This window comes from Saccharospirillum sp. ABV4_185, assembly GCF_056159245.1.
The window spans coordinates 983,772-1,008,547 of sequence record NZ_JBSWUW010000001.1 but is presented as its reverse complement, the minus strand read 5'-3'; the positions used below and the strand labels follow the sequence as shown (position 1 = coordinate 1,008,547).

At 57.8% G+C, this 24,776-nt stretch carries 20 protein-coding genes; 8 read left to right on the top strand and 12 right to left on the bottom strand.

Features of this window, described 5'->3' with window-relative positions:
- Window positions 1-46: 46 nt before the first annotated feature.
- A complete protein-coding gene (locus tag ACXAE6_RS04505; RefSeq protein WP_475145056.1) occupies window positions 47-1,384 on the bottom strand; it encodes an ABC transporter substrate-binding protein in 1,338 nt (445 codons plus the stop codon).
- A gap of 276 nt (window positions 1,385-1,660) precedes the next feature.
- Window positions 1,661-3,121: a sucrose phosphorylase gene (gene gtfA / locus ACXAE6_RS04500; protein ID WP_475145054.1), complete on the bottom strand. Its 1,461-nt coding sequence runs from the start codon at window positions 3,119-3,121 to the stop codon at window positions 1,661-1,663.
- Between the two features lie 180 nt (window positions 3,122-3,301).
- Between gtfA and ACXAE6_RS04495 the strand changes: the two genes are divergently transcribed.
- Together ACXAE6_RS04495 and ACXAE6_RS04490 are read left to right on the top strand one after the other, a co-directional pair.
- Complete coding sequence (locus ACXAE6_RS04495; protein ID WP_475145053.1) at window positions 3,302-4,717, top strand: methyl-accepting chemotaxis protein; 1,416 nt, start codon at window positions 3,302-3,304, stop codon at window positions 4,715-4,717.
- Between the two features lie 128 nt (window positions 4,718-4,845).
- Window positions 4,846-5,775 carry a DMT family transporter gene (locus tag ACXAE6_RS04490; RefSeq protein ID WP_475145051.1) on the top strand — a complete coding sequence of 310 codons (930 nt, stop codon included), beginning with the start codon at window positions 4,846-4,848 and terminating at the stop codon, window positions 5,773-5,775.
- Between the two features lie 8 nt (window positions 5,776-5,783).
- On the opposite strand, the gene ACXAE6_RS04485 is transcribed toward ACXAE6_RS04490, so the two are convergent.
- From ACXAE6_RS04485 to ACXAE6_RS04470, 4 genes are all read right to left on the bottom strand, one after another.
- A complete protein-coding gene (locus ACXAE6_RS04485; protein WP_475145049.1) occupies window positions 5,784-6,329 on the bottom strand; it encodes a DUF1415 domain-containing protein in 546 nt (181 codons plus the stop codon).
- The gene (locus ACXAE6_RS04480) at window positions 6,329-8,956 is read right to left on the bottom strand and encodes a bifunctional diguanylate cyclase/phosphodiesterase (RefSeq protein ID WP_475145047.1); all 2,628 of its coding nucleotides are present in this window, start codon (window positions 8,954-8,956) and stop codon (window positions 6,329-6,331) included. The genes ACXAE6_RS04485 and ACXAE6_RS04480 overlap by 1 nt, the downstream gene beginning before the upstream one ends.
- Window positions 8,957-9,059: 103 nt before the next feature.
- Window positions 9,060-10,793, bottom strand: a complete 1,734-nt coding sequence (locus ACXAE6_RS04475) for a potassium/proton antiporter (RefSeq protein WP_475145046.1) — start codon at window positions 10,791-10,793, stop codon at window positions 9,060-9,062.
- A gap of 83 nt (window positions 10,794-10,876) precedes the next feature.
- Window positions 10,877-11,812, bottom strand: coding sequence for a hypothetical protein (locus ACXAE6_RS04470; protein ID WP_475145044.1), 936 nt, complete (start codon window positions 11,810-11,812; stop codon window positions 10,877-10,879).
- Window positions 11,813-11,951: 139 nt separating this feature from the next.
- Here ACXAE6_RS04470 and ACXAE6_RS04465 point away from each other — a divergent pair, with 139 nt between their 5' ends.
- Window positions 11,952-12,389: an SRPBCC domain-containing protein gene (locus ACXAE6_RS04465; protein ID WP_475145042.1), complete on the top strand. Its 438-nt coding sequence runs from the start codon at window positions 11,952-11,954 to the stop codon at window positions 12,387-12,389.
- A 35-nt stretch (window positions 12,390-12,424) separates the two neighbouring features.
- The gene (locus ACXAE6_RS04460) at window positions 12,425-13,813 is read left to right on the top strand and encodes a DNA recombination protein RmuC (protein WP_475145040.1); all 1,389 of its coding nucleotides are present in this window, start codon (window positions 12,425-12,427) and stop codon (window positions 13,811-13,813) included.
- 21 nt (window positions 13,814-13,834) lie between these two features.
- On the opposite strand, the gene ACXAE6_RS04455 is transcribed toward ACXAE6_RS04460, so the two are convergent.
- A complete protein-coding gene (locus tag ACXAE6_RS04455) occupies window positions 13,835-14,281 on the bottom strand; it encodes an SRPBCC family protein (protein WP_475145037.1) in 447 nt (148 codons plus the stop codon).
- Between the two features lie 158 nt (window positions 14,282-14,439).
- Between ACXAE6_RS04455 and ACXAE6_RS04450 the strand changes: the two genes are divergently transcribed.
- Together ACXAE6_RS04450 and ACXAE6_RS04445 are read left to right on the top strand one after the other, a co-directional pair.
- Window positions 14,440-15,213, top strand: coding sequence for a TSUP family transporter (locus ACXAE6_RS04450; protein ID WP_475145035.1), 774 nt, complete (start codon window positions 14,440-14,442; stop codon window positions 15,211-15,213).
- Between the two features lie 104 nt (window positions 15,214-15,317).
- Window positions 15,318-16,928 (top strand): methyl-accepting chemotaxis protein, encoded by a 1,611-nt coding sequence (locus ACXAE6_RS04445; RefSeq protein WP_475145033.1) that lies wholly within the window; start codon window positions 15,318-15,320, stop codon window positions 16,926-16,928.
- A 175-nt stretch (window positions 16,929-17,103) separates the two neighbouring features.
- On the opposite strand, the gene pobA is transcribed toward ACXAE6_RS04445, so the two are convergent.
- On the bottom strand, window positions 17,104-18,297 hold the full coding sequence (gene pobA, locus ACXAE6_RS04440) for a 4-hydroxybenzoate 3-monooxygenase (protein ID WP_475145031.1): 1,194 nt from the start codon (window positions 18,295-18,297) through the stop codon (window positions 17,104-17,106).
- A 138-nt stretch (window positions 18,298-18,435) separates the two neighbouring features.
- Here pobA and ACXAE6_RS04435 point away from each other — a divergent pair, with 138 nt between their 5' ends.
- Window positions 18,436-19,332, top strand: coding sequence for a LysR family transcriptional regulator (locus ACXAE6_RS04435; RefSeq protein ID WP_475145029.1), 897 nt, complete (start codon window positions 18,436-18,438; stop codon window positions 19,330-19,332).
- Between the two features lie 48 nt (window positions 19,333-19,380).
- On the opposite strand, the gene ACXAE6_RS04430 is transcribed toward ACXAE6_RS04435, so the two are convergent.
- The gene (locus tag ACXAE6_RS04430; protein WP_475145027.1) at window positions 19,381-20,370 is read right to left on the bottom strand and encodes an aldo/keto reductase; all 990 of its coding nucleotides are present in this window, start codon (window positions 20,368-20,370) and stop codon (window positions 19,381-19,383) included.
- Window positions 20,371-20,547: 177 nt separating this feature from the next.
- Here ACXAE6_RS04430 and ACXAE6_RS04425 point away from each other — a divergent pair, with 177 nt between their 5' ends.
- A complete protein-coding gene (locus tag ACXAE6_RS04425; protein WP_475145025.1) occupies window positions 20,548-21,381 on the top strand; it encodes a fumarylacetoacetate hydrolase family protein in 834 nt (277 codons plus the stop codon).
- 1 nt (window position 21,382) lies between these two features.
- Here the strand turns inward: ACXAE6_RS04425 and ACXAE6_RS04420 are convergent, their stop codons facing one another.
- From ACXAE6_RS04420 to ACXAE6_RS04410, 3 genes are read right to left on the bottom strand one after another with little or no spacing between them, the layout of a single operon-like run.
- On the bottom strand, window positions 21,383-22,525 hold the full coding sequence (locus tag ACXAE6_RS04420) for a glycerate kinase (RefSeq protein WP_475145022.1): 1,143 nt from the start codon (window positions 22,523-22,525) through the stop codon (window positions 21,383-21,385).
- 24 nt (window positions 22,526-22,549) lie between these two features.
- Entirely contained in the window at window positions 22,550-23,188 is a 639-nt protein-coding gene (locus ACXAE6_RS04415; RefSeq protein ID WP_475145020.1) for a TetR/AcrR family transcriptional regulator, read from the bottom strand.
- A gap of 31 nt (window positions 23,189-23,219) precedes the next feature.
- A complete protein-coding gene (locus ACXAE6_RS04410) occupies window positions 23,220-24,764 on the bottom strand; it encodes a tripartite tricarboxylate transporter permease (RefSeq protein WP_475145019.1) in 1,545 nt (514 codons plus the stop codon).
- Between the last annotated feature and the right edge of the window lie 12 nt (window positions 24,765-24,776).

Below are 24,776 nucleotides of genomic sequence, written 5' to 3'. Positions count from 1 at the left end.
GGGTACGGCGACCGAAGTCGCCGTGGCTGGGTTAATTCACCTCGACTTAGAGGTTTTCCCAGGCCGATTCGATGTCGTCGGCAACGTCTTCGGCGGAATCGCCACTGACGTAGTCAACCATACCGGTCCAGAAGGCACCTGCGCCGATACCGCCAGGCATCAGGTCAGAGCCGTCGAAACGGAAGGTGTCGGCGCTTTGCAGGATCTCAGCCTGACGACGCAGAGTGTCGTTGGCGAACAGATCGTTGTTAACACCGGTGTGCGGCGTCAGGAAGCCACCGTTGATCATCCAGATTTCATGAGCCAGCGGCGTGGTCAGGTATTCCATCAGCGCAACAGCCGCTTCGTTTTCTTTCGGCATGGTTACGACAGTACCGGCGCCCAGAACCGGGTTACCCAGGTTTTTGGACTCGAAAGACGGCAGATAGAAGAAGTCGATGTCTTCACCAACCACGGTGCCTTCGGGGAAGAAGGCCGGGATGAAGCTCGCCTGACGGTGCATGAAGCAGCCCGGCGGGATGTCGAACAGGCCGTTGGGGCTTTCACGGAAGTCAGTGGAGCCGACAGACTGAGCGCCGCCCTGAACGTAATCATCGTTCTTGGCGAATTGGCCGAACAGTTCGATGGCTTCAACCACACGCGGATCGTTGAACGGGATTTCGTGGCTGACCCACTGGTCGTAAACGGCCGGAGAGTGCAGACGCAGCATCATGTCTTCAACCCAGTCAGTCGCCGGCCAACCGGTGGCAGCACCGCTACCCAGACCGATACACCACGGAGTGACACCGTCGGCGACCATCTGGTCAGACAGTTCGATCAGCTCTTCCATGGATTCAGGAACGTCATAGCCGTAGTCGGCGAAGTTATCCGGGGAGTACCAAACCAGACTCTTCAGGTCGACGCGGAAGAAGACACCGTAGAAATTGTCTTTGCCGTCAGAATCGGCATAGGTACCCAGGTCAACCCAGGATTGGCCAGCCGCATAGTTGTCCAGAACGTCTGCACGCAGTTCGCTGGACAGCGGTGCCAGCAGATCCTGGCTGGCCATGTCGGCTGCCAGACCCGGCTGCGGGAAGATCGCCAGGTTGGGCGGAGAGCCGGCCTGGAGATCGATGCGAATTTGTTGTTCGAAGCTGTCGGAACCGGAGTACTGAACGTCAGCGCCGGTGGCTTCTTCGAAGTGGCTGACAATGGCGTTAAAGATGGCGTTTTCCGGCGCCAACCACGGACCGGCGACGGTAACCGTCTGACCGGACAGATCCATGTCATCGAATTTATCCAGTGAATCCCAGTGGAAATCACCGGAACCACGGGTGGGGTTTTCTTCAGCAGCAGCGCCTGCAGCAAAAGCCGCTGACATAGCGACGACAAGCGTCTTTTTCATCAAGGATTTTGTCATTTTTGTAGCCCTTTTCGTGCAATGGGATGGTTCGCGTTTTCAAAATCAGCGCCATACACCGGGGGTGATCTCAGACGCTGGGCTTGGAAAGCACGGTCGATAGCTTAATCGTTTAAGAACGTTTGTCACCCGCTTTTTAGTCTGATTATTCATCATCAGCGCTAAACGCCGGGTAACAAACGAACCGAACACTAACAACCTTGCTGCGTTTTGAGCCTAGTTGCCGCTAATGAACGCGGACTGAACTCAAACGTGCCCCGATCAGTTGGCGGACCAACTCATCAAAGGTGTTTCCGAACGGCCTTCAACAATGCGAGCGGCGGGTTGTTCGAAGTCGACCTCCAGGGTCAAACGCTGCTCGCCTTGTGACCACGCTAACCGCAGTTTAGACGATGTTGGCTGATCCAGATCAAAAGAGCCTGCAAAGGCAGGGTGGGTATTGCGCAGCCGGATCAAATCCAGCAGTTGCTGCACCACGGGCCGGTTCAGTTCAGACGCCACTTCATCGGGCTGATAATAGTGGCGGTTAATGTCACGACCGACGCTGGTTTGTTTGAGCAGATCCAGATCGTTGCCGCCGGCCAGCAGACCGGTGTAGTAAACCTGAGGCACGCCGGGCGCGAAAAACTGCACGGCACGGGCGATCAGATAGTCGACATCGCGTTCGCCCAGGGCGGCGTAGTAGGTGCAGTTGACCTGATAGAGGTCGAGATTAGAGGCCGCCGCGCCGGTGGCCAGTCGGCTTTCGCCCTGGCTGCGCTGATGAATGGTTTCCACCAGTTGATCGATGGCCTCTGGTGCAAGCAGACCCGGCTTGTCGCCATCGGCGCCGACGTCCATCACCCCGATGCCATCGTGGGTATCGAGCACGGTGATGCAGTTGCGCGGCGAAATTTTCAGCCAGTTGGCCAGCGGTTTTGCTTCGCCGGTAAAGAGCGCGTGCAGAATCAACGGCGGCAAGGCGAAGTCGTAGACGCGGCCGACGCGTTCGGCGATGTCGATCTGGGTTTGGTAGTGGCTGTGAATCTCGACCAGGGTTTCCATGCCGCGCTCGTCGGCGGCTTCACTCAGCCGATGAATAAAGTCGAACGTCTCCGGCAACATAAAGCAGCGCGTACCGGCGCGCTTGATGGCGTAACCGGCGGCATCCAGACGGATCATCGACACCCCGCCGTCACGGAAACGATCGAGAATGGCGGTTAAATAGTGCCAGCCCGCTTCGGATTCGACATCGATGTCCAATTGCTGCGGGGTAAAGGTGGTCCACAGCAGGCGCTTCTCGCCGCCGAGCACATAAGGCGTCCAGGGCAGACTGGGGCGCGGTCGATAGATGGCCGTCAGTTGAGCTTCTGTCGCGCCTTCGGGAAAGACTCTGTCATAACTCAGAAACAGGTCGTGCCACTGACTGTCGCGACCTTTGGTCTGCACATCGAGAAACTGGGGTGAACGGCTGGACAGATGATTGACGATCAGGTCGGCCATCACCGGCGTGGTCTGACTCAGCGTTTTAACGTCAGACCAGTCGCCCAGGCGTGGATCGACGGTCAGATGATCGTCTGGATCGAAACCGGCATCGGCACCATCGATGGGCGTATAAAACGGCAGCAAATGAATGCCACCAAAGAGTTGATTTAACGGACCTTGCAGCAACGTCTGCAATGCCTTGAGGTCGCCGCCACTGAGGCGGTCGATGTAAGTAATCAGTTGTACCTGGTTGTTCATAAGTGTGCCGAAGCCTCCGCTGATTCGGCCGGAACCTTAGTTTGCTAAATCGATTAAGTAAAGTGCGAGCGGTGTTCGAAAAGCCGCATCTTTGAGCTCAGCGACACAGTGACCATCCAAGCCTAAGTTTCGGCCGGATGCTGCCGGTACAATGCCGATCCCTTATTGATGGAGGCCGACATGGTGCGTTGGTTTCTGCCCCGGCGCGACGGCGATCTGGTTCGCGAAAAAGCGGTGGTGGCGTTCTGTTTTCTGGCTTTGCTGGTCGGGCTCTATTCGTTGCTTAAGTGGCGGGCGTTCGATGTGGCCGGCCTTCAGGTGACGGCGGTAATTTTGATGCTGCTGGTCTTGCCTGTGCCCTGGCTGGTGCGCGCCGGTTTTTCGGTGGTGCTGGGCTCGAACCTGGCCATTGCCGGTATGGCGACACACGCGCTGTTTTCCGCCTATCTGTTTGGTGGCATTGACTCGCAGTATCTGCTCTGGCTGGTCACGCTGATCGTGCTCGCCTATATGATGACCAATCCTTTGTGGGGTTCGGTCTGGTCGTTGCTGATGCTTGGCTTTGCCGGCTTCTTTGTGTGGCTGAAGCTGGGCGGGCATGAGTTTCCCGAACCGCCGCTGAGCGGCAGCGATCTGAACCGCGACATCGTTGTGGGTTACCTGTTGCCGGTGCTGATGATCTGGGTCGGCCAGGCTTATATGCAGCGCATTACCTTGCAGGCGGTCGACGATGCGCGCGCCGCGGAAGTCGCCGCCAGTGAACAAAGCGATCGGCTGGAAGCCGCCAGCGGTCGCATGAGCCGGGTGGTTGAACGCACTCGCGATGTCAGCACGCGCTTGGTCGATGCCACGGCGGAGTTGGCCTCGGTGCGTACTCAGGTGAATCAGGAATCGACCGAACTGAACGATGTCAGCGGCCGTCAGGCCAGTCTCAGTCAACAACTGGCGGACAGTCTGGCGCGGGTCGATGAGATCATGACGGTCAGTGGTCAGACGCTGGCGCAGGTCGGCACTTCATTGGATGCGACGCGCCAACAGTCCGACCAGACGCAGCAACTGGTGGCCGAACTGGTGGCGGAAATGTCGGCCATTAAGACCAGTAACGAGCGCATCGAAGAAGCTTCTCAGGCGATCAGTGATATTGCTGCCCGTACTAACCTGCTGGCGTTGAATGCCTCCATCGAAGCGGCGCGCGCCGGTGAACACGGTCGGGGTTTTGCGGTCGTGGCTGACGAGGTGCGCGCGCTGTCACTCAGTTCCGATACCTCGGCTAACGAAATCCGCGATCTGCTCAATGAAAGCGGCGAACGTATTGCCCTTGGCATCAGCCAGAGTGAAGACAGCCAGCAGCGGGTGCAGGCGGTGGCCGACCAGGTTGCCTTAATGCGCGAACGCTTTGCCGAACTGGAAGAGCAACTCGGTCGGGTTGCCAGCGAAATGCAGTCGCTGGCGGCCGGTGGCGCCGAATTAAATAACAGCAGTGCCACCTCGTTGGCCACGGTGGAATCGATGACCGGTCGGTTGGCGACCCTGAGTGAGGTTGCCGATGCCTTGCAGGATGCGGCGGCGGAGTTACGCCAGGCCACCGCTGACTGACGCAGATCGCACCGTTCCAGCCAGCCGCTTGCGCACCTGACCTTAAAGCCGGACACTGCCAGGCCTCGATTCGCCTAATAATTATTTTAAGAAAGTAACGCTTTCTAACAATAACAACCGAGGTCACAGTGTCTTATCGCGCCATTCTGGTGGCGGTCGGCTTTGCCGTCCTGGCCAATTTTTTCTGGGCGACCAATGCCATTGTCGGCAAACTGGCCGTCAGTTCCGTTCCTGCTTTTACGCTGTCGCAATTTCGCTGGTGGCTGGCGCTGCTGTTTATTGCGCCCTTCGGTGTGCCGTTTTTGCGTCGTCAGTGGTCCTGGTATCGCCTGCATTGGCGGCGTCTGGTGGTGCTATCCATCCTCAGCGTGACACTCTTTAACAGCTTCCAGTATTGGGCGCTGGAATACACCCAGCCGGTGAACATCGGCGCGCTGACGGCACTGATGCCGGTGATGATTTTTATTCTGTCCGGTTGGCTGGGTCAGGGTCGTCTGAGCATCGGTCAGTGGCTGACCGCCCTGATCGCGGTGGTCGGCGCTTATCTGGTGCTGACGCGTGGCCAGGGTCTGAGTCTGGATGAGCAAAGCTGGCGCGGTGACCTGCTGTTTATTCTGGGGTTGCTGGGTTGGTCCTGTTACTCGGTGCTGCTGAAATCGGTACCGACGCATGAAGTCAATGGACTGGGTTTGCTGACCTTTCTGATTGGCAGCGGCAGCTGTTTTATTGTGCCTTTCTGGCTCAGTGGCTGGTTCACTGATACGGCTTTGTTACCAACGGGCTCGGCCTGGTGGGCCGTGCTTTATGTGGCAATTTTCCCATCGCTGGTGGCGTACTTTTCCTGGATTAAAGCCGTCAGTCATGGCAACCCCAGCATTGCCGGTTTGATGATGACCACGGCGCCGTTATTTAACGCCCTGTTAACTCTCTTTGTGTTGCACCAGGCGGTGTTGCCGGTGCAGTGGCTGGGCATCCTCTGTGTGGTCGTTGGCGTGGCGCTGACCTTGCTTCAGGCGGGTAAACGAACGCCGGCTATGCCACGCGAATCGCTGGAATAAAGCGCGGTTTAACTCAGGCAATTGGCCAGGATCTGTTGCAGTCTGGTCACGCCCATGGCTTCCATGCGGGCGATATTGCGCTCGGGAATATCGGCGGTATCCGGATAGCGTTCAATGGCGTCTTCCAGCGATGCTTCGCGCAATAAATGCAGCACCGGGTAGGGCGAACGATTGGTGTAATTTTCGGCGTCGTCCGGCTCGGTGCCGGCAAACTGGTAAGCGGGATGAAAACTTGCGATCTGAAATTCACCCTCGAGTTTTTTATGACGCAAGAGCGCATCGGCCTGGTCGAGAAAATTATTGAAGTCGAGAAAATCCTCCAGCACCTGGGGATGAATCAACAAGGTGGTTTCCACTTCAGCGTCCGCCAGCAAGCGGTTTAATTCGGCGTCCAGATCCAACAGCAAATCGGCTTCGTTGGTGGCGCTCGAATGCACGAAACGCACCCGGTCGCGCACCAGCTCGCGTTTGGCAAAAGGACAGAGGTTTTCGCCGACGACCAAACGTTCAACCCAGCGTTGAACCGCTTGAATAACGGAGTCCTGGCTGCTCATCAGACGGTGGTTTTCTCTGGCCGGGACAACAGCGTTTCCAGCCGCTGCGGACGATAAAAATGGAAGCCCTGCAATTCATCACAGCCCAGACTGGTCAGCATTCTGACTTCCTGTTCGGTTTCCACGCCTTCGGCCACCACACTCAACCCCAGTGTATGACCGAGGTTGATGATGGCGCGCACCAGTTCCAGATGTTTGCCGCCGGCGCCCAGGTTTTGCACAAAACGTTTATCGATTTTAAGCACCGACAACGGCAGTGATTGCAGCATGCCAAGATTGGAATAACCGGTACCAAAATCGTCCATGGCAAAGCGAATGCCCATGGCAGAAAGGTCGGTTAAGGTGCTCAGGGTGGTATCGGATTCTTCGGTGACCGAATGTTCGGTGATTTCAAACTCCACGCGTTCGGCGGGTACACCGGACATCTGTACTTCGGCGGCAACATAACGCACCAGATCGGCGTGTTCGAGCTGGCGCGGTGACAGGTTGATGGAAATCACCATGTCCGGGTCGAATCGATCCAGGTTGGTGGCGAACTGCGTCAAGGCTTCACGTATTACCCAATTGCCGATATCGACAATCAGGTGGCTGCCTTCGGCCAGAGGAATAAATTCCGCGGGCGATACAAAACCCAGTACCTCACTTTCCCAGCGCAGTAACACTTCGATGCTCGACCAGTGACCGTCAACACTCGATACCCGTGGCTGCAACACCAGATGGAATTCGTTGTTGTTGAGGGCGTTGGGCAACAGTCGCATGACTTCCTGACGACGATCGTTTTCCAGGTTCAGTTGATCGGAATAAAACTGATAAAAACCACGCTCCACTTCCTTGGCTTTTTGCAACGCCATCTCGGCTTTTTTCACCAGGCCTTCGTAGTCCTGATCGTCTTCCGGGCAGGTGGCGATGCCCAGAGTGGCCGTCAGACTGATGCGTCGATCATCCAACTCCAGAGCCTCGGAAATTGATTTGAGGATGGTATCGGCCACGAAGATGGCATGGCTCGGGTCTTTGAGGTTTTGCAGACAGGCGGCGAAGCGGTCGCCGGACAGGCGCGCAATGCTGTCGCTGCGCCGTATGCAGCGAGCCAGACGATCGGTCGTTACCTTGAGCACTTCATCGCCGATGGAGTGACCGTAACTGGAATTGATGGCTTTGAAGTTATCCAGATCGATAATGATCAGCGCCAGATGATTGCCATGCCGGCGCGACAAACTGATCGCCTGCTGCACCTGCTTGCTGAAAAAATTGCGGTTGGATGCTCCGGTCAGGGAGTCGTAATAGGCGAGCTTTTTCAGCTCGGCTTCGGTGGATTTGATCTCGGTAATATCCCGCACCATGCCGGAAATTTCGCCGTCGGTATTCATTGCCAGACTGTGTTCCACCCAGATCAGCGCTTCATCGGTCATGACGCGATGTTCCAAACGGGTGAAACCGGCTTCGCCAGAGCGTACAAAACGCAGATGCGATAAGACGTATTCCCGGTCAGGTTCGTAGATAAACCCAAGAATCTGTTTGTCAGTCAGACATTCGCGCTCGGTACCGAGCATTTCAGCCAGCGGCGATGACAGCGAAAAACGGCGGTAATCGTCGGTGGTCCAGGAGCCCAATCGTCCCAGACGCTGGGCTTCGAGCAGTTCTTTCTCCTGGGCTTTGAGGCGCAGGCGTTCGCGGTCACGCACGCGCATCAGACGGTGTTGCCAGCCGATGACGCCAAACAGAAAACCCCACAGCACCAGCCCCACTGCGCGGGCACCCCAGGATGCCCAGACCGATGGCGCGAAACCCTGTTCGGGTTCGGCCCGGAATTGCCAGTCAAAGCCGGAATGGAAGAAGCGCGCCTGCACCGCCTGTGCTCCAAGTTCGCCGCCGGAGAGCAGTTGATGACTCTGCTCGCCGCGCTTGAGCGTCAGTTGCAAATTGATGCGTGAGCCGGCCAGTGCCGCGCGGGATAACAAACGATCGAGTGACAGTACACCGGAAACAATCATGCCCTGCCGCCCTGGGACCGGAAGCCGATAAATCAGCGCTTCATCGCCTTGCAACGTCTCGATGGGTCCTACTACCAGTGGACGCTGTTGTTGCATGACCTCTTCGATGGCCGCGCGCTGCTCTGGCACGGTACGCATGTCCATGCCCAGTATGTTCAGGTTGTGTGCCGACAGCGGATAAACGTGGGTGATGATCAGATCGTCGGTGATGGCGATGTTCAGGTAGGTGTAGTTCTGGGCTGGAATCAGATAGGTGAGCCAACGTTGGTAGTCGGCCTGGTTGATATCAACAGAATTAGCGACCAGTAAAGTAACGGCGTCGAGATGACTGCGATTGACCACCAGCTGACTTTCGACGCGCTTGGCGATGACATTCAGATCATCGCTTAACTCGGCCTGACGGGAACTGAGTTGCAGCTCGAGCATCAGACCTTCGAGCCAGGTGGTCATCGGTACCACAGGAACCGCCGCCAGCAACGCCAGTTTTAGCAGCATCTGGCTGCGGCGACCGCGCCAGATCGACAGGACGACACACAGCAATGCCGCCAATGCCAGAACGACATCGACCCACAAAACCGAGCTGAAAAATGTGCTGCCCAGTAAAACAATGGCGAGGACCAGACTCAGGGCGGGCATGGTCGGCATCCGATCATGAACATAGACCATTGAGTATAGACAACTGTGGCCTAGTGACCACAGGGAGCCTTAAATAACTCGTGCAGAGGCTTGAGCGAGTTACTTAGAGGTTCTTCGGTAACAATTTCAAACCCACCGTTTCAATGCGATCGCCAGTCATTTGACGGATAGTCAGCCGAACCGCGCCAAGACGAGTGCGATCACCGACCACCGGATGCCGCCCCAACCGCTGGTGCAGCAAACCGGCGACCGTCAGCTGCCGTTCGGCGTCATCAATGCTCAAACCATAGGCGCTGGCCAGATCGGTCAACTGAGCATCGGGGTGCAACACGAATTCGCCATAAAAGTTGTTGCTGGCCAGCAGGCCGCCCTGGGTTTCGCTGGAAAACTGACTGGCAACATCATCGACGTCTTCACTGCGCAGCAACATCCAGACACGGTCGCCGGCATGCAGCTCGACCTTGCCATCGAGCGGCAACGGCCGGCCATCGCGCACCAGCGCCATCATCGCAGGATTGATGGGGTTGTCCTCGCCGACTCGAAACAGCGGCGATAACACCGGAGACTCGGGCTCGACGCGAAACTCATCAACCTCCAGCGTGATTTGATCGCCCGATACCAGCCGATGTCGTTTCGCCGGCGCCGGTGCCGGCGGAATCAGCACCTTCAGCCAACGCGCCATCAACGGCACGGTCGAACCCTGCACCAGCAGGGACACCAGCACCACGGCGAAGGTCACATTAAAAATATATTGGGCGTTCGACAGCCCGGCCATCACCGGATAAACCGCCAGCACAATGGGCACGGCGCCACGCAGGCCCACCCAACTGATATAGAAACGTTCGCGCCACTGAAAGCGAAACGGCAGCAGACACAGCATGACCGCCAGCGGCCGGGCGATCAGAATCAAAAAAGCCGCGATGGCGCCAGCGGTTGGCGCGAAGTAAAACACCTCATTGGGCGCGACTAATAAACCGAGGATCAAAAACATACCGGCCTGAGCCAGCCAGGCCAGGCCATCCATAATTTGCGACACCGGCTCAGAAGGCCCGGTACGCACATTACCGAGCATTAGACCGACCAGATAGACCGCCAGATAACCACTGCCACCAAGGCGGTTAACACCGGCGAACACCACCAGCCCGAAAGACACCACCAACAACGCCTGCAGACCGTCGGCCAGACGCAGATGCTGGACCAGCCGCACCAGCAACCAACCGCCACCGACACCAATCAGTGCCCCGAGGGCAAATTGCTGCGTCAGCAAAGTCAGCAGCGGCAGCCAGGACAGTTGCGCCTCGCCCTGAATCAGATCGACGATGACGATCACCAGCAGAATCGCCATCGGATCGTTGGCACCAGATTCCAGCTCCAGAGTCCCGCCGACGCGTTCGTTTAGGCGAATGCCGGAATTGCGCAGCAGATTAAAAACCGCAGCCGCATCGGTGGAACCGACGATGGCTCCGAGCAACAGTCCGAACAAAGGATTCACATCGAGCAGCCAGGTGGCGAAAAGCCCCAAAGCGCTGGCGGTCAACACCACGCCGATGGTCGCCAGCGACAATGACGGCCAGAAGGCGGCGCGGAACGTCGAGGTCTTGGTGCGCATACCGCCATCGAGCAGAATGATGGCCAGCGCCAGATTGCCAACCAGAAAGGCCTGATCGAAATCGTCGAACGGAATACCGCCGAGGCCGTCTTCGCCGGCCAGCATGCCGATAGCCAGAAACAGCAGCAGAAACGGCAGCCCGAGACGAACCGTCAGGGTGCTGGCCAGAATGCCGATCAACACCAGCAGGCCGGCGATCAATAAGAAGAGGTTGGAATCCAGCGGCACTTCGCAATCCTTGTTGCCTGAGCATGAGTGGCTTAGGCGCTCAGCATACCGCAAAGCCAGCTCGTGACGCAGCGACCGCTGGCTCAGTCGGTGTGTTGCTCAGCAATGAGAGGGCACAAACCTACTCCGAGGCCGGTGCCCAGCGTCACCATGATGGCCGGCACCGAAGCAGGAAAAGCCAGAGCCGCAGCGCTGCTGTCGTGCAGCAAAGTGACCAAGCGGCCGAGACCGGCCTCGGGCAACCAGTGCTGATTCAAACTGCCCGCCAGATGCGGGCTGTCTTCAACGAGTCGATGATAAACGCCGGAATGATAGTCGTAAGGCTGACCATCTTTCATATAGCACGCCAGGCTGATGGCCGTCGGCAGGGCCGCACCAACCAGAGTGCGGCTGTCGCGCAACACAGCGATAAAAGCCTCGGCGCGAAACAGGCCGTCATCGTTTAACCAATGATCGACAGTCAACTCCGGCAGGCTGTGCAAGTTACCCTGCGCATCGACCAGACCGCGCTTGATGCCGGTGGCGCCAAAATCCATCACCAGTAACGGCGACGGCTCGTGCCAGAGTGTGGTCAGACCGACCAGGCCGGTTTGACCACCATAAGGCGACAGCGCCAGTTCACGACCCTCCAATTGACCGGTCAGTGCGGCGGTGAGCGCCTGGCCAAAGGCACCGCTGCTCAAACCACCGCCGAGCACCAGACGCTGACAGCGTTGCCAATAGCGTGCATAAGCTTGTTGGAACTCGCTGCCAGCCAGCCAATAGTCGGCGCGCAAGGCGGTTTTTAGCACGGTCGTTAACCGCTCGGCATAGCGTGCGAGGATGCGGGCGTCGCTGGCTTGATCGCTATCAAAGGTGCGCAGGAACTGCCGCACCGAACGTTCATCGCCGGGGTCTTCTTCCAGCATCAGGCCGTTGAGTGCCTGCGTAGAAACCCAGTGTCGCGCTGGTCGTATGGGCTCATTCGCCAGCGCCACCGGCAGGCGATTGAGCGACGCTTCGGGGGTCAGTGTCAGCATGGCGTTGTGGGTCTGGCGATAACAGAAAAGATCGGGCCACCTTAGTGCTGGCCGGGCGACTTGAACAGCCAAAACGTGTCAGAATATGGCCGACAAAAAACGCGGGCCAGTGCGGCCTGCTATAACACCGAGGACGCTCATGGTCACATTGTTTCATCAGGTCGATATCGACGCTCCCGCCGCGCGCATCTGGGAGCAGTTGACGACCCGAACCGGACTGCAATCCTGGTGGTCGGGCACGGTCAGTATCGCCGGTGGCGACAGCTGGCGCTTTAGCAGCAGCGATCTGGAAGCGCCCATCACCGTGCGAGTGGTTGAAGAAGAACCTGATCAGCAGCTGGAATGGTTGTGCGTTCAGGGCGCGCCGGACTGGGAAAACACCCTGATACTCTGGACTTTAAAACGCGCCAAACAGGGTTTCAGCGTTTGTCTGGAACACCGCGACTGGCGACTCGACGAAGCCAGTCTCGCGGCCGAAAACACCCGCTGGGGGGAACGGCTGATCAAGCTGCGCGCCAACTGCCACCACAACGATGAACTGCCCCACAACGACAATGATTTGAGCGTCTGGACCTAAGTGTCCAGGTTCGTCATCGCAGGAGAATACGCCTTATGACTGGCTCGGTGTTAACCGAAGTGTGGACCTCGCTGTTACTGTCGGCGCTGGTCGGTGCTGCCATCGCAGGCGGCGCCATGGCCGTGGTGCGGCAACGTCTGCTGCGTGATCTACAGCAACAACAAAGCGACTTGCAACAGGCGCGCTTTGAAACCCAGATGGCCGAACGCCAACGCAGCGATACGCAGGCAGAATTGGAAACCAGTCGTGCCCGTTTACAACAGTTGGAAGCGGCATTAAATGACAGCAATAACCAGATGGCGCGCCTGGAAACCCAGCATCGCGCCGATGCGCGTCACTACGAAGAACAGATTCAATTGCTGAAGGAAAACAAAGAGCAGTTGAAGCAGGAATTTTCCAATCTGGCGAACGAAATTTTCGATCACAAAGGCAAACGTTTTGCCGAGCAGAGTCAGGAAAATCTCAATGCGTTATTGAAGCCATTTCGTGAGCAGGTGGAGCAATTTCGCAAACGCGTTGATGACATCCATACGCAAGATACCCAGGGTCGCGCCGAACTGAAAACTCAGCTCGATTCGCTCAAGGAAATGAATAACCAGCTCAATCAACAGGCGGGTGATCTAACCCGTGCCTTGCGCGGCGATAAAAAACTCCAGGGCAGTTGGGGTGAGCTGCAGGTTGAACGCATTCTGGAAAGTGCCGGTTTGCAGCGCGGGCGCGAGTTCGAACGTGAAGCCAATTTTAAAGACGAAGACGGCCAGAACCGTCGGCCCGACTTCATCGTTTACCTGCCCGATGGTAAACACCTGATCATCGATTCTAAAGTTTCGCTGAACGACTATCAGCAATACGTCAGCGCCGAAGAAGATCTCGAACGTGATGCTGCGCTGAAACGTCATATTGGGTCGGTTCGGCAACATATTCGCGCCTTGAGCGATAAGGATTATCCGCATCTTGAAGGCATGAAAGCGCCGGATTTTGTGCTGATGTTTATGCCGGTCGAGCCAGCTTTTATTGCTGCTTTCCAGGCTGACCCGCAACTGTTTAACGAAGGTTTTGAACGCAACATCGTCGTAGTTACCCCAACCACCTTATTGGCAACATTGCGCACCGTGGCCAACCTCTGGACCTTGGAGCGGCAAAACGTCAACGCCAAAAAACTCTTTGATCAGGCGGGCAAGGTTTACGACAAACTGCGCATCTTTGCCGAGAAGATGGAAAAGCTCGGCAACCAGCTGGGTACGGCTCAACGCACCTACGATGACGCCTGGAGTTCGTTGCGTGATGGTCGTGGATCGCTGGTACGGCAGGTGGAAGTATTGGAGGAGCTGGGGGCTTCGGTGCGGCGTAAATTGCCCGAATCCATTGCCACCGGTTTGGGCCAGGATGAAGAGACCACAGCGTCACCCTCGGAAACAGAGTAACTCGATAAGGGCGTGGCGAATTCAGTGGTCGTTGTGAACGCCGTCTTCTACGAATTTTTTAAAGCGCCGCATCGTTTTCAGCGATTCCTTGCGAAAGGCGCCGGGTAAAAACCAGGTCATCAGTTTCATCCAGCCAGTGCCGATAAATTCATTGTCAGCGTGCCAGCGCGTGGTGTCGCCCATATCCTCGAAACGATTGACCATTTGATTGGTCATGCCGGTGGTTTCAAAACGCATAGCGATACGCTCTGGCAGCTTGCGCTCGACGACGGTTTCGATCATTTCCAGTTCGCGCCCGCCCATTCGATAAACCAGCCGCAGTTGGCTGTCGGGCTGGCCGGGAATGCCCGCGATCGGTTCCAGTTCGATCAGGTCGGGTTGCCATTTCGGCAGGTGGTCGGGGTTATCGAAAAGCTCAATCACTTCGTCCCGCGGCCGTTTGATGTCGACGTGCACACTGTATTTCATGGCGCCCCTCCCTGATTGCCAGCTTAGATCAGACGTTTTTTGTTGTCGACGCGGCTGACAAACCGCGACCAATGGTTACACTGGCTGCTCTTTTTCATAAAGCCGCCTGGTGTTGTTCTGCAAGCTCGAGCCCGGTGCGAGTTGTATAGAGGTTTCCGATGTCCGATCTCAGTTTGGTGCAGCTTGGGCTGATTGCCCTGGTGTTTGTCTGGAGTGGCTTTGTGCGCTCTGGTCTGGGTTTTGGTGGTGCCGCTCTGTCGCTGCCGTTTTTGTTGTTGATCGCCGACCGGCCGGTGGTGTTTTTGCCGATCATCGGCATTCATCTGCTGGTGTTTTCCTCTTTGACGGTCTGGCAAAGTCATCGCCAATCCCGAAGCGATAACCCGGTTGAAGGCGGCACGGTCGACTGGAACTATCTGGGCAAGTTGCTGGCGCTGCTGCTGATTCCAAAACTGATCGGTGTCTTTGGTTTGCTGACGCTGCCCGATGCGGTGATGAGTGCCATTATTTTTGTCATCGTCGGCAGTTATTCGATCAGCTACATTCTCAATAAACCCTTCCGCAGTACCTCCAAACCTCTGGAGTGGTTGTTCATTATTCTCGGCGGTTACATCAGTGGTGCTTCCCTGGTGGGCGCGCCGTTATTGATTGCCGTGGCGGCGCAACATGTGGCGCGTCACCAACTGCGCGATACGCTCTTTGCGCTCTGGTTTGTGCTGGTGTGTATCAAGCTCGGTGCTTTTATGATCTTTGGTGTCGATCTGCAATGGCTGGCGGCGTTGTATTTATTGCCGGCGGCGGCGATCGGTCATGTGTTGGGACTGCGCTTCCACTCGATGCTGCAGCGTGCCGATTCCCGAGTGTTTTATCGGGGCCTGGGCTGGGTGCTGTTGGTGACCAGTTCGGTTGGGGTGGTGCAGGTCATGCTGTAACGATCGATGCCGATCGAACTGTAAAATTTGGTAACCCAAATTACGCTCTTGTTCAAAAGCGCCGCTACAGTCAGTTGACCCTGGCTGCAAAGTGAACAAGTTTCATGACCATCAAACTCAAGCTGCTGGCATTGGCATTGACCGCTGTGCTGGCACTGGTACTGACGGGTGTGTCGGGTTTTACCGGCATTAATCGACTCGATAACGCTGCCGAGCGCATGCTCGGCAATACCTCCATCCTTAGTCATCATCTGACTGCGGACATGATGCACGATGCCCTGAGCTCCGATGTGATGGCGGCGCTGGTGGCCAGTCAGTCGGGCGATAATGCCGGTCTGCAAACGGCTCAGGACGATCTGGCCGAACACGCCGCCAATTTCCGGGCGCAGCTGGATGCCAATCAACAGCTGATCCAGGACCCCCAGACACTGGCTGCGTTGGAGGCGGTGTTGCCTGCGCTGCAAACCTATATCGCCACCGCTGAAGAGATGGTCGAGCTGGCCGGTCGTTCCTATCAGGCCGGGCTGGTGCAGTTGCCTGAATTCCGCACGGTTTATGATGAATTGGCCGATCAGATGGAGGTGCTGACCGGATTGATTGAAGCCAATTCGGAGACGGTCAAAAATCAGGCAGATTCCATTTCCCAGACCGCCAATTTGTTGATGGGTTTTGCCGTCCTGATGGGGCTGGCTGCCTTGCTGGCGATTTCCGCTTGGGTGATCGTGAACATTCAGCGCTCATTGACGCTGATGATCGGTGGCGCTGAGGATTTATCGACCGGCAAACTGGATTCACCCTTGCCGGTTCGGGGTCGCGATGAACTGGCCATGGCGATGAAGGCGCTGGAGCGAATGCGTGTCAGCTTGACCGAGATGGTGGCTTCGATCGATACCGCAGCAAAACGGCTGGTGCAGTCATCCGAAGGCTTGATTCGGCTGGCGCGTGAAAGCAGCGACAGTGCCAGCGAACAGCAAATGGAGATCTCTCAGATGGCGACGGCCATGCAGCAAATGGCCTCCACCGCCGCCGATGTCACCCAGAATATTTCTCAGGCCGCGAGCGCTGCCAATGATGCCAATAACCAGAGTAAACAGGGCCGCGAAATTGTCACTCGCATGGCTTCGGCGATGCAAAGGCTGACCTCTCAGGTCGAAGAGACCGCCAACCGCATTCATCAGCTGGATCAGGACAGCGCTGAAATTTCCGAAGTATTGGAAGTGATCACTGGTGTTGCCGAACAGACGAACCTGCTGGCCTTGAACGCCGCCATCGAAGCGGCCAGGGCCGGTGAACAAGGACGCGGCTTTGCCGTGGTGGCGGATGAGGTGCGCACCCTGGCGGCGCGTACCCAGGCCTCGACCGAGCAGATTCGCGAAACCACCGACAAACTGCAAAGCGGCTCGCGTGCTTCAGTTGAATCCATGAGTGAAAGCCAGAGCCAACTGGGTGGCGCCGCTGAGCAGGCCAGTGCTGCTGGTGACGCGCTCGAAGCCATCGCGCACAGCGTCAACGACATCAATGATATGAACACCCAGGTCGCCAGTGCCGCAGAAGAACAAAGCCGGGTGGCTAACGATATGAGTCAGACGCTGGAGGGCATTAACAGTCGCGCCCAGCACGCCAGTGACAGCATGAAGCGGACCTCGGAGTCGGCGCGTGATGTGTCGGATATTGCCGGAGAATTACAGGCAGCGGTGGGGCGGTTTCGGGTTTAGGGCGCCGCGCGCCCGGAAGACGCTGGACGGGAGACGCAGAACGCAAGCTACAAAAGGGGAGCACCGGGCGGTAGCTCCCTTTTTACTGATTCATCCCGGACGAAAATCCGGGATGCCGAAGGGCATTTGGATACATCGAGTCAAACTAAGTCACCAGGGCGTAGCCCGGGGTGACTTAGCCCCAGTCCTCAATCGGGAAACCACCGTATTGTTCACCCAGCCAGGCAAGGCCCGCTTCCGATTCGGCGATGCTGTCGAGCTCGGCTTCCTGAGCGCGGGTTTCGAACGGCAACTGGTCGGGGAAGACGTGCAGCAGGCCGGTCAGCCACCAGCTGAAGCGTTCGGTTTTCCACACCCGCGCCAGCGCCACTTCGGAATAACGGTCCAGCAGACTGTCGTTGTTTTCCTTGAAGTGGGTGGTCAGAGCGCGCCACAGGTAATAGACGTCGCTGGCGGCCAGGTTCAGACCTTTGGCGCCGGTTGGCGGCACGATATGAGCGGCGTCGCCGGCGAGGAACAGATTGCCGTAGCGCATTGGCTCGGAAACGAACGAACGCAGCGGCGCGATGGATTTTTCAATCGACGGTCCGGTGACGATCTGCTTGGCAATGTCCGGCGGAAAGCGCTGCGTCAGTTCATCCCAGAAACGGTCGTCCGACCAGTTTTCCACCTTGTCATCCATCGAGCACTGAACGTAATAACGGCTCAGCATGGGGCTGCGTTGCGACGCCAGCGCAAAGCCGCGCTCGTGCTGGACATACCACAGATCGTCCAGCGGCGGGGTTTCCGACATCACACCCAGCCAGCCAAACGGATAGACCTTCTCAAACGTTTTCTGGACCGATTCGGGAATGGAACGCCGCGACACGCCATGGAAACCATCGCAGCCGGCGATGAAATCACAGTCGATACGATGTGCTTTGCCGTCTTTGTTGAAGGTGACGTAGGACGTCTTGTCGGTCAGCTCGTGCAGGGTGACGTCTTCGGCTTCGTGCCAGACCTGGCCGCCGATCTTGTCCATTTCAGCGTAGAGATCTTCGGTGATGTACGTCTGGCCGTAAGCCATCAGCTTGCGCTGCGAATATTTGAACGAATCGATCATCAGGTGACGTTCGCCTTTCCAGGCGACGCGCGTGCCGTTGTGGGCGTGACCCTGCTTATCCATACGTTCGCTGACGCCGGCGCGGCGCAACAGTTCGACCGCACTCCATTCCAAAATACCAGCGCGAATGCGCTCTAACACATGCGCCCGGGTGGCGCGTTCGATAACGATGGAATCGATGCCTTCGCGATGCAGCAGGATGGACAGCAGCATGCCGGCTGGTCCGCCGCCGACAATGGCGACCTGGGTCTTTTGAGTCTGGCTCATGCATTACCTCCGCTCGTGATTGTTGTTGTCAGTTTGATGCAAGCCTTTGTCAGTGCAAAGTACCACTGCCAACCCTATTGCTGTAGATGATAAATTGGTTAGCATGATAACCAATGGTTATAGAGTCATGGATCGCCAATGAAGCTGGATCTGATCGAAGCCTTTATGGCGACGCTGCACAGCGGCAGCATTCGCGCCGCCGCCAAAGCGTTGCATCAGTCGCAGCCTGGAGTATCGAAAAAACTGCGCCAACTGGAAGCTGAGTTGGGCGTGCCGTTAATCAGTCGCTCGCAAAAAGGCATCGACTTAACCCGTTATGGCGAAGCCTTCGCGGTGCGCGCCAGAGCGATTCTTAACGAAACCGATCGCGCATTGGACGAAATGAAACAGTTGCGCGGCGAGCTGGAAGGCGCTGTGCGTATCGTGCTGGCGCCTTCGTCCTGCGTCGATCTGGTGCCGCAGGCGGTGCGTCTGTTTCAACGCGATTGCCCGCAGGTGCGGCTGGATATCTACGAAGGTTTGCAGGCGCTGGCGATCAATCGACTGCGCGCCGGCCATATCGATTTCGCGGTCTGCCCGCTGTGGGAACCCTTGTCCGAGTCGGAATTTATCGTCGAGGAAATTGAGCGCATGCGCATGGCGGTGGTGACCAGCGTCGGCAGTCGTTATCGCAACGCCACCAGTCTGGCGCAACTCGACCCGGCCGACTGGGTGCACGTCGGCGCCGGCGCCAATATCAGTCCCTTGGTGGTGAAGATTTTTCAACAGGCGGGTTTGCCGGCGCCGCAGCCGCGCATGGAGTGTTATTCGATGACCTCGACCCTGGCGCTGCTGGTGCATTCTGAAGCGGTTGCACTGCTGCCGGCCAAGCTGGCGCAGCAGCCGCAGTATCGCGAGCTGCTGGTGGACGTGCCGGTGCGTGAAACCATTCCCGACTACCCGCTGTACATCATCCACCGGCGCGAGAGTCCGCTGACACCGGCCAGCCGGGTGCTGGCCTCAACTTTTGCCCGCGTTGCCTCCGCTAAGGGATAAAGAGGCCTCCGCTAAGGGATAACCTGGCCAGCGGCAAAGGCTGGGCGTTCAGTCGGTTTCGCTGAACATTTCTGTGTCGATTTCCGCCAGCGTCGCCTGGCCGTAGCGCGGGCCGCTGACGGTGTCTTTGTTGATCAGCCGATCCAGTTCATCGACGACACTCTTATTCAGCTTGATGTCGGTCGCCGCCAGGTTGTCTTTCATGTGCGCAATCTGAGTGGTGCCGGGAATGGCGACGATAGACGGCGAACGATGCAGCACCCAGGCCAGTGCCAGCTGTGCCACTGTGACCTCGTGCTCGGCGGCGATGGCTTTCATAGGCTCCAGCAAGGCCAGGTTTTTGGCGTAGTGTTCGGTGCTGAAACGTGGCATCTGGCGGCGAATATCGCCTTCGGGCAGACGCGCTGGATCGATCAGTTTGGCGCCTAAATAGCCGCGCGCCAGCGGACTGAAGGCAACGAAGGTGACGCCCATCTCTTCGCAGGCTTTGATCACGGCGATTTCCGCATTGCGCGTCCACAGCGAGTACTCAGTCTGCACCGCAGCGATCGGATGCACGGCGTGCGCCTTGCGCAGGGTATCGGCAGAGACTTCCGACAAACCCAGCTCGCGTACCTTACCTTCTTTAACCAGATCGGCCATGGCGCCGACGCTGTCTTCGATGGGCACGTTTTTGTCCCAGCGGTGCAGGTAATACAGATCAATAACATCGGTGTTCAGTCGTTGCAGCGCGGCTTCGCAGGTCTCTTTGATAACGTCCGGGCGACCATCGATGGCGCGTTTGCCATCCGGGCCTTTGAACATGCCGCACTTGCTGGCCAGATAAAATTCATCGCGCCGATGCATAACACCACGGCCGAGCAAGGATTCGTTTTTACCAAAGCCATAAAGAGCGGCGGTATCGAGATGATCGTAGCCGGCATCCAGGGCTTCGTTGAGCAGTTTGATGCCATCTTCCTCGGACGGACGCGGCCCGTAGGCGTGCGAGAGGTTCATGCAACCCAGGCCGATGGCGCGAGTGTCTTTTAATGTTTTCATGCGTTCCTCCGCGAGTGTTTTTTCCGGATGCTTTTCCTGATTCAGCGCCGGATGATAAAGGTCGCTCAGTGTAGCGTCCGCAGGCGTTGCATGTTTAGTACGCTGTGTTGCAGCGGCCGCGCTGGTTGAGCGCGAAAAGTCTGGCGTAAACAACAACAAACCATCACAGGAGTCGATATGAAATGGGTGTCTTTTGTTCACCAGGGTGAGCCCGGTTTTGGGGTACTCGACGAAGCGGGCGTGCGCGATGCCCGTGCCTTGGCGCCGACGCTCAAGGCGCTGTTGCGTGGCGCTGGTCTGGCATCGGTACCGTCGTTGGATAAGCTGCCTTTGATTAACCTTGATGAAGTGACTTATTTACCGGTGATTCCCGATGCTGAAAAAATCTACTGCATCGGCATCAACTACGCCCGCCATATTGAAGAGACCGGTATGCCCAAGCCGGAGTATCCGATGATCTTCACCCGCTATGCCGATACCCAGGTCGGTCATGGTCAGCCGTTGATCGTTCCAAAGGTATCGCATCGCTTCGATTACGAAGGCGAACTGGCGGTGATCATCGGTCGTACCGCCCGTCATGTGAAAGCGGCTGAAGCGCTCGATTATGTCGCGGGCTACAGCTGTTATAACGACGCCTCGGTGCGCGACTGGCAGGTGCATACGTCGCAATTTACGCCGGGCAAAAACTTTCCCGGCAGCGGCGGTTTTGGTCCGGCATTGGTCACCACTGATGAGATTCCCGATCCATCGCAATTGCATCTGACCACCGAACTGAATGGTGAGCTGATGCAGGACACCCCGGTCAGCGATCTGGTATTCGATGTGCCGCAATTGATCGAATACATCAGCACCTTTTCGCAGTTGAACCCGGGCGATGTGATCGTCACCGGCACACCCGGCGGCGCCGGTGCGTTTCGTAAGCCGCGGGTATGGATGAAAGCCGGCGATGAGGTGCGGGTGAGCATTAGCGGGGTGGGAACCCTGATCAATTCAGTGCAGGACGAAGCCTGATTCAGCGCGCCAGCCGCCGTCCCAGCTCAATACTGGCAGCGACCTGGCGGGCGACGCGCTCGAGGTTATCGGTTGCGCCAGCGAGGGCGTCGGGTAACGACATGGGTCGTTGTACGCTGCCAAAGAGGGCGTCGATGCCGGCATCCATCAGGGCTGCGGCATCGTCATCCATGGCACCGCCCAGAGCGATAACCGGTACATTCGCGGCCTTCGCCACCCGGGCCACGCCCAGCGGTGTTTTGCCACCGAGAGTCTGGCCATCGAGCTTGCCTTCGCCGGTAAAAACCAGATCGGCCCCAGCCATGGCGGATGCCAAACCGACCGCTTCAGCCACCACCTCGATGCCAGGTTTCAATTCTCCGCCCAGCGCCATCAGGCTGACGCCCAGGCCACCGGCAGCGCCGGCACCGGCCTGGTGACGAGCGTCGATACCGGTCGCCTTGGCCAGGCAATCGGCGAAGTGATTCAGTGCCTCATCCAACGTCTTAACCTGCTCAGCGCTGGCGCCTTTTTGCGGGCCGAACACCGCACTGGCGCCTTGGGGTCCGCACAGCGGGTTGGTGACATCGCTGGCAATGATCAACTTTGTGTGTTGCAAGCGCGGATCGAGAGCGCTGAGATCCAAACGCGACAGCTGCGCCAGAGCAGCGCCACCATCAGGCAGATCGGCGCCTTCGGCATCAAGCAGACGCGCGCCGAGCGCGGCCAGCATGCCGGCACCGCCATCGTTGGTGGCCGATCCGCCCAGACCGAGAATCAGCCGCCGGGCGCCGCTATCCAGGGCAGCACGAATCAGCTCGCCGGTGCCCCGGCTGGAAGTGAGGTCTGGGTTGCGTTGGCTGGAGCTAACGCGATGCAAGCCGGAGGCTTCGGCCATTTCGATAACCGCTGTTTCAGCGTCACCGAGCACGCCATAGTCGGCCTGAACCGGCCGCGCCAGTGGGTCGCTGACGGTCTGGCTTATGCGCCGGCCGCCGCTGGCATCGACCAGGGCCTGAACGGTGCCTTCGCCGCCATCGGCCATCGGCAGCAGTCTGCACTCGGCGTCGGGCCAGACTGCGCGCACGCCACACTCGATGGCTCTGGCTACATCCAACGCGGTCAGACTCTCTTTAAATGAATCCGGAGCAATGACAATTTTCATGGCAATGACCTCAAGGATGCCGGGTCAGCTGTGGTCGTCCGGCCGGGTTTTCAGGAAGTCGAGCACCATGGCGACGGCGTGCGCTTCGCGTTCCTGAATCATGGCGATATGCGCCAGGTCTGTGTCGAAAATGATCGACAGGGTGTGGATGTTGGAGATGTAGAAATACCCCAGGGCCGCGATGGAGATATATAGCTGAACTGGGTCGACATCCTGGCGGAAAATGCCCTTGCTGGCGCCACGCTCGATCAGCGTGCGGATCTGCTCAACCAGCGGCGAATGCAGTTCCTTGACCTCGGGCAGAGTTTTGAGAAAACGCGCGTATTGCAGGTTTTCTGTGGTCAGCAGACGCAGAAACCAGGGGTTTTGCTGGAAGTGACGAAAGGTGAAGCGCACCAGCCGGTCCATGGCTTCTTCGGGTGAATACTGATCCAGGCTCAGTTCGCGCTCACCGGCGCGAATGGTCTTGTAAGCGCCCAGCAGTACCGTCCGGTAGAGGTCTTCCTTGTTACCGAAATAGTGGTACAGCAGGCGCTTGTTGGCGCCTGCGCGGGCCGCAATGCTGTCGATCCGGGCGCCATCGAAGCCCTTTTCACAGAACTCTTCGTGAGCTGCCTGGAGGATATCCTGGCGGGTGAGGTCCGGGTTGCGTTTACGACCCACTTCGATGCGCTCCGTCGTTCATACAATCGCTTTAGGAACCTGAGTCGGTCGCGGCCTTGCGCACCAGACCGAGCCTGGCCGCCAGTTGTCGGACCAGCCGGGTGCAGGCGGGAATGCTCATAAAGATGGCGGCGAGCGTGATCAGGCATAGTATCAAACTGACTGGACGGGTAAAGAAAGGGGTCGGGTCGCCGCCGGTCAGCGCCAGCCCGCGTCTTAGATTGGTGTCGAGCAGCGTACCCAGAATGATACCCAGCACGATCGGCGCCATCGGGTATTTCATTTCCCGCAGCAGATAACCGGCCAGACCAAAGAACACCATGACGTAGACATCGAACAGCTGTTGCGAAATGGAGAACGAACCGATCACACAGAGCACATAGATCACCGGCATCAGTTTTTCGCGCGGAATGTTCAACACTTTCACCAGCAGGCGCGTCATCGACAGTCCGTAGAGAGTGATGGCAAGCGTGGTGAACAGCAGCATGGCGACCACCTGGTAGAGGAAGTCCGGGTTCTCGATCATCAGCATCGGGCCGGGGCGGATGTCATGAATAAACATGGCGGCGATCAGCACGGCTGCGGAAGTCGAGCCGGGAATGGCCAGTGTTAACACTGGAATCAGAGCGCCGGGAATCACCGCGCTGTTGCCGGTTTCGGCGGCGGTCAAACCCTCGTAGGAACCCTTGCCGAACTGGTCTTTTTCTTTGCTGGCGCGACGCGCGGCGGCATAGGATGACCAACTGCCGATGTCTTCACCGACGCCGGGAATAATGCCCACCAGAGTGCCAATCACGCCGGAGCGAATCGAGGTGCGACGGTATTTCCAGATGTCTTTGAATTCCGGTATGACCCGACCCTGGGAGCGAATCACCTGAGCATCCGCCTTGCGTTTCATCACGGTCAGAATCTCGGCAAAACCGAAGGCGCCGACCATGGCCGGAATGATGTCGATACCGCCGGCCATCTGCGGAATATCGAAGGTGAAACGGCGGTAAGCGTGCAGGCTTTCCATGCCGATCATGGCAACCAGCAAACCGAGCAGTCCGGCGATGTAACCTTTCAGCGGATCGCCTGCCGCGGTTAACCGTCCGGAAATTACCACACCGAAAACCGCCAGCCAGAAGAACTCGTAGGAGCCGAAGTTAAAGGCGAACTCGGCCAGCATGGGCGCCAGCACCGCCAGGCAGAAAATACCCACCAAAGTGCCGATCGCCGAGCTGGTGGTGGCCAGTCCCATGGCGTAACCGGCCTTGCCGGCCAGAGCCAGGGGATAGCCGTCCAGACTGGTGGCGGCGCTGGCCGGGGTGCCGGGAATATTGAGCAAAATGGCACTGCGGCTGCCGCCGTAGATGGCGCCAACGTACATGCAGATCAGCGTCAGAATGGCCTGATCGCCGGGCAGTCCATAAGTCAGGGTGACCAGCAGCGCGACCCCCATGGTGGCGGTCAGGCCAGGGAGCATGCCGATCACAATGCCCAGCAAGGTGGCCCAGGCGATATTGAACAGACTCAGTGGTGTTAAAAAATGGCCGATGCCCTGAGCCAGCATGCCAAGCTCTTCAATCATGAACATGGTACTTCCTCA